This window comes from Jannaschia sp. R86511, from assembly GCF_042466345.1.
Lineage (GTDB): Bacteria > Actinomycetota > Actinomycetes > Actinomycetales > JBBAYJ01 > Aquipuribacter.
This window is the reverse complement of the sequence record NZ_JAXHCD010000001.1, coordinates 1,217,777-1,230,994: the sequence shown is the minus strand read 5'-3', so window position 1 is coordinate 1,230,994 and position 13,218 is coordinate 1,217,777. Positions and strand designations below refer to the sequence as shown.

Genomic DNA, 13,218 nt, shown 5'->3' with positions numbered 1-13,218 from the left:
CGATGCCGTGTCGGTGGCGCGGGTGCGCGGTAGGGGTGGGGTCCCGGTGCCCGTCGTGGCCTCGGCTCGACGACGGGCACCGGGGGTGTGCGGACGTCCCTGGTGCAGGGTGCGTCAGGCAGCCTTGTCGCCGCCGGTGCCCGTGGTGGGCGTGGTGCTGGGCCGCTGGCCCGGGGTGGGGGTCTCGCTGCGGCCGGGGGCGCGCATGCTGGTCGCCTTGAACGACCAGGCGAGACGCGGACGGGCGCGGTTGGTGTCGACCCACGCGGTGGCGGTGAGGCCCTCGAAGTAGACGGGCCGGAACGGCACGCCGGGGGCCTGCTCGGGCGGTACGGGCTGGACGTCGGCGATGACCTTGACGGTCACCTCGGCCTGGCCCTTGCGGACGAGGTCGTCGGCGTCGACGACGCGCACCGCCCACATCCGCTTGCCGGTGTTCTTGTCCCTGCTCTGCACGTCCCCCGGGCGGCCGGACTCCCGGGCGGCCTTGACCGCGTCGTAGTCCTCGACCGGGGTGACCTCACCGATCACGAACGCTCCGTTGGGGAACGCTGTCCCGTGATCGATCGGGATACCGCTTGGCATCGCCATGACCCGCTCCTTCCACTTGTCTAGATGAGTAGGGCGATGACGAAGGTACACCCATCTAGATGAGTTGAGTCAAGGGGTTGAGTTGCTTGTGGAGAACCCCGGTTAGGTGGCGTCGACGAGGTACTCGAGCACGTAGCTCTGCGCCGACTTCACGGTGTCGCAGACCTCGACGGCGCGGCCAGCCGTGTCGTAGGCGGTGCGCAGCAGCGTGATGACCGGAACGCCGGCGGTGAGCTGCAGCCGCTCTCGCTCCGCCGGTGTCGGCATGCGCGCGCCCACTTCCTCGGTGAAGTGGGCGAGCTCGTGGCCCAGCTCTTCCAGGCGGGCGTAGATGCCGCCCGGACCGGTGTCCAGGTCGGCGATCTTGGTTCCCTGCGCCAGGTCCAGCGGGATGTAGGACACCGCGGTCTCGACCGGCTGACCGTCCAGCAGGTACCGCCGGGACCGCCGGAGCACGTCTCCCTCGACACCCAGCAGTGACGCGACACGGTCGGGTGCGCCGGCGGTGTCGACGACTACCTCGTCGACAGCGGGGGTTGAACCGACCTGGTCCGCCTCGGCCAGGAACGCGGCCCGGCCGGCATCGCGGTGTCGACGGGCAAAGCGGTCGGCGGCCAGCCTCCGCACGGGCGGGCGAGCGCGGACAAACACTCCCCTGCCCTGCTCGGACACGACCAGACCCTCGCTGCGCAGCTCAGCGATGCCCCCACGGACGGTCATACGGGCCACGCCGAACGTCCGCGTCAACTCGGTCTCGGACGGCAACTTGCTGCCGGGCGGGTAGGCGCCGGACCGGATCTCCTGCCGCAGCTGCCGGGCGATCTGCAGGAAACCAGGTTCGGGTGCGGCATCGTCCACCGCCCGCAACGCCACCTACAACCTCCGCAACTTGTCTAGTCCTCTGGGTAGCCTGGCACACAGGAGGTACCAGCGTGACCGACACCCCGAAGCACTCCGTCAGCGTCGCCGGCATCGTCGTCGACGGCGATGGTCGGGTCCTGGTGATCCAGCGACGCGACAACGGCTACTGGGAACCACCCGGCGGTGTGTTGGAGTTGAACGAGAGCTTCGAAGCAGGAGTCGCGCGGGAGGTGCTCGAAGAGACCGGCGTCCAAGTTGAAGTCGAGAGGCTCACGGGTGCCTATAAGAACATGACGAGAGGGATAGTGGCTCTCGTCTTTAGGTGCCACCTCGTAGGCCGTACCACCGATGCCGTCGTCACGGAAGAAGCTCTCGCCACTAGATGGATATCGGTATCGGACGTCGACACCTTGCTAACAGAAAGTTACGCCATCAGAGTTCACGACGCACTAGGAGCCTTGCCGCGTCACAGAACGCACGACGGAAGGAACTTGACGTAAGTTGGGTGTAGGCGAGGAGCCTGCGAGCAAGCTAATCGTTTCCATACTCTTCCTCACGATCTATATCGCCGCTATCACCATCAGTCCGAAAATCGGACGGCACTTCCGCCTCCATCAGCAGTTCATATTCATCCAGAACCAGACCACAGCTAGCGCAACTGAAGTACTCTGACTCCACAGTGAGAGACACCAAGACGTCGTAGTCGTTCTCAGCAATTTGCAGGTACTCGGTCTCGACGTCCGTCACTTCGTTGCCCTCGATCACCCCATCTCGACCGCATGCGGGGCAGCCAGCGTTCCCCGAGTGCTTCAGACCGGCCGTCAACAACTGGCCAGGCTTCCACTGCGAGGCCACCTTTGCGGGCAGTGTCCCTGCCTCAAACTGCGCCCGTCGTTGTCTAGCGCGATCGAGCAGCATCTCAGTGCGATGCTCAACATTCTTCTTGTTCTGCTCCAGGTGCTTGTTCACCACGGCCAAACGAGAAGGGCCCACCAGATCATCGATTTCTTTGTCGCAAGCCCCAACGAGGATTACAGCTAATGCCCAAAATTTCGGCCACCACGCCGCAGGCGGCATCAGCGTGAAGCCTGGCGTTGATCCATGCAAGTATTCGTTACGCGCGAACGTAATTTTGTCGGCTTCAGGCTTGCTAAATGGCCTAAAGGCCCTTTCGCACCGCGAATATAGGGTCTTGGCCGACACAGACTCGAACCTCGCAACTCCACTGGTGAGACCAAGGGCAATTAAGACATTGCTTCCATCCTCCGTCGGAACCGCGATTAGTAGGGGCGATTGTCTGGCTAAAGCAGCCTTTGCGAGCAACTCAAGCGCGAGCGAAGCCCACAAGGCTTGCTCGTCGAAAGACCGGTCGAATTCGCCCTCCATGGCGCGGCTGACGAACAACTTCGCTTTCATCCACAGCGCTTCATCATCATAGGGCGTAGTCATATCTCAGCCCGCCTTCTTATGTGGAACTGTAGTCGCGTCAATTCGCGCCTTGGATCGTCAGAAGCGTCGGCACGCGCATGGAGCATAGTCATGTTGTTTATGACCAAGACCATGTTTTCCGCGCTCCAATCGAAACGAGTCGCGTCAGAAGGTTGGCCCTCAAAGAACAATTTCACACGACGAGCGCGCGAGTCCAAAGGTGACATACAACCTGGGTCAAATCTGAGCCTGCCCCGGGCGAGAGCTGGTGCGAGAAATTGCCTCTTCCCGTCATTGACGAGAAAAAGACCGTGCTCAAGTTCCTCACGCACCGGGGCGAGTCTGGATGGTTCGGCTCGCCAAAGCAAAGTCGAGACCGGTGTTGGTCGGTTGGCGGCGAGGACCACCACGTCTGGCGGTCGCTCAAGGTGAGCCCCATCTGAATGCAACGGCTGTGGGCCTAGACCCGTAGTCGCGCTTAGGGACCGTTTAGGCGCCTGCTCCGCCTCGACCGGTCTGAGCACCTCGTGCAGTTCACGGCTTCGCGTGCTCAGGATCGGCTCTAGTGACCCCCACTGCGCTTGGAGGGTCAACGTGGCCAGCGGCATGTGGGCAGACGCCCATCCCTGACTCCGCGCCGTTTCGACCAGTTCGCGCAGACTCACCACTCACTTCCCCCTTCGCTAGTCGGCGTGTAGCGGTCTCAGTTGGTAGCACTGCCGAATCAATCAGTACAAAGATCAAGGGCCGCGCCGTGCGCGGCCCCGGGCGCGGCACTCGTCGGCGGCTTGCGCGTGCGGCGCAGGCGCCGTTCGCGCCGCCGACGAGTGCCGTCCCCGGTCGCTTGAACGAGCCGAGGTCTCAGTACAGTCAGAGGAACGCCTCTGGCGACTCAGCACCCTCAGACCTGTGGCGAACCTCCGGCGTGCGCGCGGCTTCAAAGTCCGCGAGGCGAAGGATAGCCCTTCGTATCGAACGTAGATCCTGTACCGGCACTTCCAAGTTGGTGTACTCGTCCGCCCCATCGGCGCCTGCGAGGGGAAGCAGGCCCTGCGGCTGACTCTTGGTCTGCAAGAGGTCGACGTAGGCACCGTAATCAATGACCCATACGTCGTATCGCTCCCCGGGGGCGTCCTGCGCCGAGTACCCCCGCCTCACGACGTGAAGGACTCGTGAGTCGTAGAGCCGGCCTAGTAGTTCGTTCTCAGCGTCCACTTGGTTTACGAGGAAGCCTCGAGCCCGCCTATGACCAATGACCGTATCGATCACCCAATTCAGGAGATCCGGGGCGCTCGGATGCCCCTTGAGGGCGGCCTCCTTGTCGGTCTGATACCAAGACCGCGCGGCAAAGCGTACGTCGTTGACCGAGATGACACGGTCTCGAGCTCGAAGTGCCGCCTTGGCCGCGATATTGATGGCATCTCGCGGAACGCCCTCCGCCGCGCGAACCAGCTCGTCAAACGCGCGAGCATCGGTGAATCCCAGTCGAATTACGTCTCGCTCGCGGGTTAAACCGCCGACCTTGAGGTCGTCATCACTCCCGAGAGTTAGGTGCTTGAAGAACAACCCGAGGAAGAACGTCCGTGCGTGCTGCTCGTTCTGCTCGAAGACCATGAAGTCGTCGAGGTCGAGATTGGCCGCCATGTCGGCACCCAGCTCTAGGCCAACAGAATCTCCAGACGCAAGGAAAGTCCGAAAGTTGCTTTGTTGCTCGATAGCCGCGATCTTGACCGTGAATGAGCGCAGCGGCAAGACGCTTCGAACCAAGAACTCACCCAGGAATGGCTGCAGTTCCGTGGGAAGAGAACTCCACTCGTCGAGAAGCAGCCAGATGCGGCGTCCCTGAAGGCTGTCTTCGAGGTCGCGAAGCGCGGCAGTGACCTCGCTGAAGTTGAACCGCTGCCGCGTCGTTCCTTGGGTCTCCGTCGTCCCACTCAATGACACACTTTGATTGGCCCCGGCCCGGAGCTCGAATGAGGGTGACTGCGCCAGCCGCCCCCCAGCCGCGCTCTCACGACTTTGACTTGTCATCTCCTGCGTCTCGAGACGCACCGCACCTTCGACCACGAAGTTAGTCAATGACTTCTCTAACAGATCTAGGCCACGCACCACTCGACTATCATCAATCATGCTGGAGTCGAGTACGTAACCGACCACGGCGTCATGGAACACTGCCAACATGTCGGATATGAACCGAGTCGTGCGTTGGGTGATGTCCCCGCTCTCTTGCGAGAAGAGATCGCGAGCCGACCCGATCGTTCGCAAATCAAGATATATGGCCAGATCCCCTTGCGCAGCAAGTTCCGCCTCCAGGTAGCGGAGCGCGTGGGTCTTGCCCGTTCCTCGCCGCCCGTACACGACTTGATGGTCCGTCGCCTCCAAAGCAGCAGCGACCCCAGAGTCTACGAACGTCTCTCGGAGCCGTTCACTCTGCCGCTGCTCCGCCCGCTTCGGTATCAGGTTCAGCGACCGGTTGAAGTCCAGGAGGTTTCCGCCCACCCGTCGACCCTAGGGCCTCCTGCATCCTCAGCCCGAGAAATCCGGCGATGTCCCGACACCTCCAAGGCGGCAAGACGCACACACAGACGCCGCCTGACAAGCGGGCGCCCGCGCCTACTGCGCTGCAGGTGCGCCGTTCTTCAGGGGGGGGGCTCCGCCCCGGGCCTCGGCTCCGGGATGCACAGAAGGTCACCATGGCGGCGACCCCGACGCGACAACCAGCCACAGGCCAGCCACCCCGGCGCCGGCCCGTCCAGGACCTACGGCCGCTACGCGGTGACCACGTCATCCTGGACAGACCACCACCGGGCCGGCTCACGGCCCAGCTGGCCGACGCGACGGGATCACCACCCACACCACCAGAGTTGGGGTCAGACCCCATGCCCCCCAGGTACAGGGATCGACCTCGACGCAGCCATCAACGCACGGCGGTTGACATTGACAAACGGACAGGTCAGCCGCCGGGCGTCAACCCGGCAGACCCTGAAACCCTTCTCGTGATGCGTAGGTCAGAGCGATGGTCTCTCGACGAAGACGATCTCCGCGTTCAAGGTCGTCGCCGGTGGCGAGTCAGCGGTGTAAAAGGCCTGTTCGGAGGCCACGTCCACTACGGTGCGGCCACGGTCGTCCTTATAAGCCTCGCTGACGGCCCGGACGTCGAAGACCCACTCCGTAGCTTGCAGCACGACTACTCGCTGCCCCCGGACGGTTCCCTGGTAGTCGACCACGGCCACCGCCTCGCGAGCCGCGGGAGGCCGCACGGGCACGACGAGAGCGCCATTGGGGGCGACCTCGGGATACACCGGCTCCGTCACCATGCGTCCACCGTAGAAGCGGGGGCTGACGTGGGCCAGAGGGCGGAGGTCATGGCCAGGTCCCGTGGGGCTTGCCGGTCGGCGGAGGACAGGGGCGGGCGGGTGATGCTGACGAGCTTGCCGGACCAGTACGGGTCGTTGAGGACGTCGGGGACGTACTCGACGGTCTTGCCGGTTCGGGGCGCGTGGATCATGCCGCCGCGGCCGTCGAAGAGGCCGTCGTGGCTGACCCGGGAGCCCCCAGCGGTGGCGAACGACAGGATGTCGCCGGCGCGTGCCTGGGAGGCGGGCACGGGTGTCGACATGGCTTCGATGGCGACGGACGAGTGCGGGAGTGTGATGCCGGCGGCCTGGTACCAGGCGTGCAGGATGAGTCCGGAACAGTCGAAGCCGACGATGCCGGCGCCCTGGGCGAAGACTTCGCTGGGGCCGGTGGTGGTGCCTCCTCCCCAGGAGTAGGGCGTGCCGATCCACGAGGCGGCGACGTTGACCGCGACCTCGCCCACGTCGGCTCCGGGTAGGGCGGTGAAGTTGGCGGGTACGGCTCGGTCCTCGCAGCGGCCGGTCGCGTCCTGGTAGGTCTGCTCGAGGCCGCTCGCGGGCACACCGGCCGCGGGTGTCGTGCCGCCGGTGAGGGCGGTGAGCAGCTCGCCGGCGAGTGGCTCCCACTGGGCGTAGGCGTTGGGGAAGGCGGAGCGCTGCACGCGTTGGGCCGCGACGGTGAGGGGCATCTGTTCCCAGCCAGTGACGGTGAGGAGGGTGTCGTAGAACTCGCCGGCGGCGTACTCGGGGTTCATGAGCTGGTCGAGGTCGCCCCACCAGGGGTACTGCTGCTGGAAGACGTTGACGGAGCCGTGGTCGCGGCCGACGGCGTCGTGGGGGTAGGCGAGGGAGAGGGAGACGTCGCGCTGGTCGGGGCGGAGTTGGCCGGTGCCGTCGTTGGCGTAGTTGCGGAACTTGGACTCCTGGGCAGCGACGGCGAGAGCGATGCGAATGGCCTGGCCGGGTAGGCCGCGTTCTTGACCGATGCGGACGATGGTGGCGGCGTGGCCAAGCTGGATGTCGTCGAGGCCGCCGACGTCGACGCCTGTGGGGTTGACGGTGACGCGGCACTCGCCGCGGGTGTCGGTCGGTTCTTCCTCGACCATGACGCCGTAGATCATCAGCGCGGCGGTGCCGGCGACGAGGACCTGGACGCCGACTATGACGGCGATGATCTTGCCCCAGGGCAAGGACGTGGCCACGTGCAGCGCGAGGGTGTGCCACATCAGGGCGCTCCCCCGTCCTCCGCGGCGGTGACGGGTCGCAAGTCGTGAAGCAGCCAGCGGTCCTGCTCGAGTCTGAGGACTAGGGCCAGGTCGGTGCCGTCCTCGAGCTCGACGTCGACGAGGGCTTGGCCGTCTGCCTCAACTCGGGTGCGCACGGTTAAGGGGGCGGCGCTGGGGACGCGTGTGGCGTCGATGGTGCGGGCCGCGTCTTGGTACTCGGTGGTGGCGAGTGAGGTGAGCGCGTCGGTGCGGGCCTGGTCGGTCGGTGCTTGCCAGGCGGTGATTGCCTCGAGTGCAAGGACGTCGGTGGTCAGCTGCTCCACCGGCGTCACCGACGCTGTGGCAGTCGACGGGAGTGCGGCAGCAGTCGCATCGGCCGGTCCACGGAGGCCAGGTCCAGTTGTCGCGGCCGGACCGCCGGTGAGCGACGGCAAGACCAACGGTGCAGTTGAAGGCTGCGTCAGCGGCTGCGCGGCCGGATCGGGGGTCCTGGTGAGCAGCATGACGAGGAGCACCGCGACTGTGAGGGCTGCGGCTGCCGCCAGCCGGAGGGCCATGCCACTGGTCACGGAAGTGGTTCCCTGCGGGAGGTGACGACGTCACCGGGGACGACGTGCTGAGCGCCATCGGGGCCATCAATGGCTTCGGTGTCGATGATGGGTCCGTCGAGGGTGTGGATGACGGGGACGTCTCGGCCGTCGACGACGACGGGGTCGAAGTCGCGCAGCGGCTTGGACTCAGGACGATGGCCGGCTGGCGGCTCCGGTCTTGGCTCCGAGGTCGTGGTGTCCGGAGCGGCGGCCTGACTGATGGCACGTGCCGCGTGGCGACCTGGTGCGGCCTCGGGTGCGACTGCGGTGTCGGTCGTCGGCTCGTCGAGAGGGACGTAGTAGGTGCGGGGTCCTGGCAGGGCCGCGAGGGACGGCGCGGCGAGAGCAGAGGGTACGGGTGAGGCCGGCAGCTCGTCGGGTGGGCCGGTACGCGGCTCGTGAGGTCCGGCTGGTGCGGCGGTCGCGAAGTGTTCGGGTCGAATCTGGCCTGGGCCATAGCGGTAGGGGTCGCTGTCCTGGTGCTTCTTTTTGTCGTTCTTGCTGAGCTTGGTGGCGAGCATGTTGCCGGCGGCGACCTTGGCGGTTCCGGCGGCGAAGCGGGCGGCGCTGCCGGCGAGGTCGGTGCCGGTCTTCTTGTACTTGCGGTACTCGGTGGTGCTGGCGCGGACGGCGTCGGTGCCGCGGACCATGGTGGTGAGGCGGCGGTAGGGGCTTAGGACGATCCACATGGCGATGCCGACGACGAAGGCCAGAAAGATCCCGAGGACGGCGGGGATGCCGGACTCAGGTGAGAGGAAGACGCCGTAGAGGTAGGCGGTGACGGCGGCGCCGATCGCGAAGACGACGCTGTTGATGAGTGCGGCCGCGGCGAGGGACACGAGGCTTCGGAGGGTGCCGCGGAGCAGGAGCGCGACGAGGGCGACCAGGGGCAGGAACATGACGACGAGCCGGATGATGAGGTAGCTCATCGCGACCAGCAGCAGGCTCATGAGCAGGAACGGCAAAACGCCGACGAGTGCGACCGCGACCAGGGCGTGGCCAAGTCGGTCGAGGCTGCGCGCACCGATCAGGTACTCGTAGGCGTCGGGGTCGCGTTGCTGGACGGCTTCGGCGGCCGTGCGCCACTGCTCTTCCTTGGCCTCGAGCAGCTCGGCGCCGGCGCCGGAGGGGTCGTGGCGGAGGATGTCGGTCTCGGCCCAGGTGAGGGTAGAGGCCTGGTAGAGCTCCGGGCCGTACTGGCGAGCGACGGGTGAGTCGGTGTCGCCGAGGGTGCCGGCGACCCAACGGTCGTAGAGGATCGCGTCGACGAGCGGGGCGACGGTGGCGGCGGCCGGGTCCGCGCTGTCGCTGCCGGCGATGGCGCCGTTGACGGACGTGATCGCGCTGACCGTGATCCGGTCCGTCTGCTCGGCGACGGTGGTCGGGTAGTTCGCGGCGAACGCGGCCAGGGTCGCGGCGACCAGGACGAGGCACGCGGTGCCGATGGCGGCGGACAGCCGGGCCCGGCGGATGCTGATGAGCATCACGATGCCGACGGCGACGGCGAGGACGGGGAAGAACGGTCGTGTAAAGCCGTCGTAGAGCGCGCCGGAGACGTAGGCGACCGGCTTGTCGAGGGTCTGCAGCCACGTCTGGTTGTAGACGGCGTCGGCGAGGGTGGCGACGACACCGACGGCGAGGACGGGGAACGACATCAGCGAGTTGGCGGTGCCGTTGAGGGCCTGGTTGGTGGCCTGCCCGGCACCGGGGATGCAGGAGTCGACGTACATGTGCCAGCGGTAGCCGGCGAGCCCGTTCGTCTCGTAGACGCTCACGCCCGAGCCGGTGGTGAACGGGTCGGCGTCCACCGCAGGCGGGTTGGTCGGTCGCGGCGTAATGAAGCCGCTGAAGCCGCGGTCTGGCGACTGGGCGGCCGGGGGCTGCCGGCACTCGGGCAGGCCCGGGATGGGGAGCTGCGGTCTGCCCGCGGTGGCGGCGGTGGCGGGGGCGGCGTTGCCGAGCAGGACGAGCAGGAGCGCCAGCAGGATCGTGGCGCGGAGGCCGACACGGTGGCGGGTCATGTGTAGCTCCACTCTCGGTCATCCGCGTCGTCGTGGTCGAGCTCGGCCGAGGTGAGGCGGTCGATGGTGTGGTCGTCTCGGCCTCGAGGACGGTTGGTCCCGGTGAGGTCGATGTGCTCGCGTGGGGCGGGGGTGCTGGGGTTGCCGACGGCGGTGGTGTCGAGGGCGTGGAGGACGTGAGGTAGGTGGCCCATGTCCCAGCGGACGCGTTCGGTGTAGCCGTCGCTGTCGCGGAGGATGAAGTCGCGGGCTCCGGCGCGGCCGCGGCCGACCTGGGGGCGGAGTCCGCCGAGGGCGAGGGTGGCGACGGCGCGTTCGTAGCCGAGGCCGGTGGGGATGCGGGCCAACCCCAGGGCGGCGGCGGCTTCGTCGGGGTCTTCGATGCCACCGATGACGCACTCGTCGATGAGGCCGCCGGCTTCGAGGGTGAGCAGGTCGCCGGGCTTCTGGGAGGCGGCGAGGACGCGGGTGTTCCACTTGCGGGAGTCGCGGGCGAAGCGTTCGACCAGGGCGCGGCCGGCGGCGGTGCGGCGCAGGGCGTGGGCCTCGTCGATGGCGACGACCTTCCGCTCCCCCATGCGGCGGCCGTAGACGCGGCGGGAGGCGTAGTTCGCGGCGAGGCTGAGCAGGGGGACGCTGATGCGTTCGTCCTCGCTCCAGTTGGTCTCCTCCGTGTCGGGCTCGGGCAGGGTGAGGCCGGCGAGGGTGAAGACGAGCAGGGTCGGTTCGGGCCGTCCTTCGGCTTCGCGTTGGGCGTGGTTGTCGGCGAGGTAGCCGACGTCGAAGAACAAGCGCGCCGACGGGTACTGCGACATGTCGTGCAGGACGTCGTAGATCTCATGGTCTCTGTCGCGGGGGTCGCGCTGGATGACGCCGAGCACGTTCATCAGGGAGACGGTGTAGCGGCCGCCGACCTCGCGGACTGCGGAGCGGATGATCTGGCTGACGTCGCGGGCGCGGCGGATTTCCGGTGGGAGCAGGAGCCGGATGGTGTCGGTGGCCAGCTGCATGCGCCGGCGGGCGGCGAGGTGCTTGGCGTCGGCGAGGAGCTCATCGAGCGTGGCGTCGTACTCGGCGCCGGTGAGGCCGATGAGCTTCTCGTCGTCGACCAGCTGCCCGCGCAGCGGTTCCGGGACCGCGGTGTACGGCGAGACGGTGCCGGGGCGGGAGCGGAGCAGGTCGATGTGCTCCGAGACGTCGGCGATCTGCGGGATCCGGGTGAGGCGGGCCAGGGGGCCGGAGGGGTCGAAGATCGTGGTGCTGATCCCGCGCAGGGTGGCGTCGTAGGCCAGCGAGCCGACGACGACGGACTTGCCGGAGCCGAGGCCGCCGATGACGGGGGTGAACCCGGAGCGTTCGCGGACCTCCATGGCGTGGTGCAGGTTCCACGCCACGGCTCGTCGGGAGGTGCCGACGGTGTAGCCGATGTAAGAGCCGTCGCGGGTACCGACCGTGGAGGACAGGTGGGGCAGACCAGCCGCGAGGAACTCGGTCTTGCCGCGGCGGCGGTGGGCGGTGGACGCGGCGGGCTCGCCGGGGATGAACTCGCGGTGCAGGCGGTACTGGTCGAGGTCGCGGTGCAGCTCGACGCGGTACTCGCGGTAGTGGTTGAGCACGGTGTTGACGCGGTCCTCCAGCTCCGCGGGCGTGGCGGCGGTGACGGCGAGCTGGAACCGGCCGTCGATCCGGGCCACAGCATGGGCTCCCCCGTCGGCGATCTCATCGGCGGTGGCGCGGGCCTGCTCCCCGGTGCGACGCAGGGAGGGTGGGACCTCGACGGAGGCGCTGGCGGTGTACTGCTGCTCCTGGTCGACGACCTGGTCGATCCGGGACTGCATCGACGCGGCGGCCTCACGCCCGGACAGGATGCGGACGCTGCCCGACCACTCGACCGGGAAGGGCAGGGAGTCGGCGTAGGCCATCCACGGCAGATGCGACTGCGGGATCGCCAAGCTCTCCATCCGCCCCACGCTGAGGACGGTCAGATACCGCTCGACCGGGGTGTCGGTGCCGGTGCCGGTGCGCTGGGGGCGGGCGACGAGGCGGACGTAGGGCCGGCCCGGGCTGGGATCCACGTCGAGGGTGCCGGTGAACATCGTCAGGTCGGAGGCTTCGACGGGCTGGGTGAGGCCGTCGACAAGCGTGTGGGGCTGGGGCAGGCCGATGCCGAGGCTGCGGTGCACGAGCCACTCCACCTCGTGCTGCTCCGCGCGCACGGCGTCCAGGCCCGGGGTGGCGAGCAGGGTGTCCACGCGGGCGAGGTCGGTGGCGAGCTTGGCGCGGGAGCGCTTGCCGATCGTGTCGCCGTGGTGCCCGACCTGGACGCTGACGCCGAGGTAGGTCTCGGTGTCGGAGAACGTGGACCCGCGCAGGTGCCGCTGAACAGTGATGAGGTGCTCGCCCCACGCCTGCCGGTCGACCGGGTGGGGGGTGTCGTCGGCCAGGGCCTTGGCCCAGGTGTGGATCGGGTACGGGCGCTGGACGGAGCGCAGGTGGACGGTACGGCCGGCGAGTGCGGAGAACGTGTCGCCGATCTGCCGGAGCAGGTTCTCCCGGCGTTCGTCGCCCTGCCAGGACCACTGCTGGGTGCCGAGGCGGTACCAGGCACGCAGGCCGGTTCTGGTGATGGTGAGGTTGCCCTCGATGCCGCGTAGGGCGAGCCGCATGGGCGGGTAGTCGACGCGGTCGGGTGAGGACAGGACTGCCGAGCGGATGCTGCGAGCGTTCCGCCGTGACGTAGTGGTGATCTGGCCGCGTCGTAGAGCGAGGCGACGGCTCATCGGAACTCCTGGAGGAAGCGGTGGGTGACGGGTCGGGCCCGGCGTGAGGCTCGGCGGCAGCGGAGCCAATACCGGGCGCTGACGAGTTCGCCGCGCACGTAGCCCAACCAGGCCCACAAGGGCCGCTCGGCGGTGAAGTGCGGGGCCAGTAGGTAGCCGCCGACGAAGCCGGTGGCGAGCGCGTAGAGCCCACCAGGCCACAGGCCGAAGAGCAGCAGCAGCGGGAGCGTGACTAGGCCGGTGATGGCGCCACCGATGGCGAGCACGGTGTAGCGGGGCTGGCCGATGACGGTCCACCCGCGCAGGTCGATCAAGCGCGGCTGGTAGCGCCAGATCGCGTCGTCGTTGCCGATCTCCACGACAAG

General features: G+C 67.4%; 11 protein-coding genes. 1 reads left to right on the top strand and 10 read right to left on the bottom strand.

Going from position 1 to position 13,218, the window contains the following annotated elements; translation table 11 throughout:
• Nucleotides 1-114: 114 nt before the first annotated feature.
• Both SJY06_RS06055 and SJY06_RS06050 read right to left on the bottom strand, forming a co-directional pair.
• Nucleotides 115-591, bottom strand: coding sequence for a hypothetical protein (locus SJY06_RS06055; protein WP_380165644.1), 477 nt, complete (start codon nucleotides 589-591; stop codon nucleotides 115-117).
• Between the two features lie 102 nt (nucleotides 592-693).
• Entirely contained in the window at nucleotides 694-1,464 is a 771-nt protein-coding gene (locus SJY06_RS06050; RefSeq protein ID WP_380165641.1) for a GntR family transcriptional regulator, read from the bottom strand.
• Nucleotides 1,465-1,523: 59 nt separating this feature from the next.
• Here SJY06_RS06050 and SJY06_RS06045 point away from each other — a divergent pair, with 59 nt between their 5' ends.
• The gene (locus tag SJY06_RS06045; RefSeq protein WP_380165639.1) at nucleotides 1,524-1,952 is read left to right on the top strand and encodes an NUDIX hydrolase; all 429 of its coding nucleotides are present in this window, start codon (nucleotides 1,524-1,526) and stop codon (nucleotides 1,950-1,952) included.
• A gap of 31 nt (nucleotides 1,953-1,983) precedes the next feature.
• Here SJY06_RS06045 and SJY06_RS06040 read toward each other — a convergent pair whose 3' ends face one another.
• From SJY06_RS06040 to SJY06_RS06005, 8 genes are all read right to left on the bottom strand, one after another.
• Complete coding sequence (locus SJY06_RS06040; RefSeq protein WP_380165637.1) at nucleotides 1,984-2,901, bottom strand: hypothetical protein; 918 nt, start codon at nucleotides 2,899-2,901, stop codon at nucleotides 1,984-1,986.
• An 849-nt stretch (nucleotides 2,902-3,750) separates the two neighbouring features.
• Nucleotides 3,751-5,379, bottom strand: coding sequence for a hypothetical protein (locus SJY06_RS06035; RefSeq protein ID WP_380165635.1), 1,629 nt, complete (start codon nucleotides 5,377-5,379; stop codon nucleotides 3,751-3,753).
• 509 nt (nucleotides 5,380-5,888) lie between these two features.
• A complete protein-coding gene (locus SJY06_RS06030) occupies nucleotides 5,889-6,197 on the bottom strand; it encodes a hypothetical protein (RefSeq protein ID WP_380165633.1) in 309 nt (102 codons plus the stop codon).
• Nucleotides 6,191-7,462 (bottom strand): C40 family peptidase, encoded by a 1,272-nt coding sequence (locus SJY06_RS06025; protein ID WP_380165631.1) that lies wholly within the window; start codon nucleotides 7,460-7,462, stop codon nucleotides 6,191-6,193. Before SJY06_RS06025 ends, SJY06_RS06030 begins: the two co-directional genes overlap by 7 nt.
• Nucleotides 7,462-7,785, bottom strand: coding sequence for a hypothetical protein (locus SJY06_RS06020; RefSeq protein WP_380165629.1), 324 nt, complete (start codon nucleotides 7,783-7,785; stop codon nucleotides 7,462-7,464). The genes SJY06_RS06025 and SJY06_RS06020 overlap by 1 nt, the downstream gene beginning before the upstream one ends.
• Nucleotides 7,786-8,027: 242 nt before the next feature.
• Nucleotides 8,028-10,073, bottom strand: coding sequence for a hypothetical protein (locus tag SJY06_RS06015; protein WP_380165627.1), 2,046 nt, complete (start codon nucleotides 10,071-10,073; stop codon nucleotides 8,028-8,030).
• Nucleotides 10,070-12,853, bottom strand: coding sequence for an ATP-binding protein (locus SJY06_RS06010; RefSeq protein ID WP_380165625.1), 2,784 nt, complete (start codon nucleotides 12,851-12,853; stop codon nucleotides 10,070-10,072). The genes SJY06_RS06015 and SJY06_RS06010 overlap by 4 nt, the downstream gene beginning before the upstream one ends.
• Nucleotides 12,850-13,212 carry a hypothetical protein gene (locus tag SJY06_RS06005; protein WP_380165623.1) on the bottom strand — a complete coding sequence of 121 codons (363 nt, stop codon included), beginning with the start codon at nucleotides 13,210-13,212 and terminating at the stop codon, nucleotides 12,850-12,852. Before SJY06_RS06005 ends, SJY06_RS06010 begins: the two co-directional genes overlap by 4 nt.
• Nucleotides 13,213-13,218: the final 6 nt, after the last annotated feature.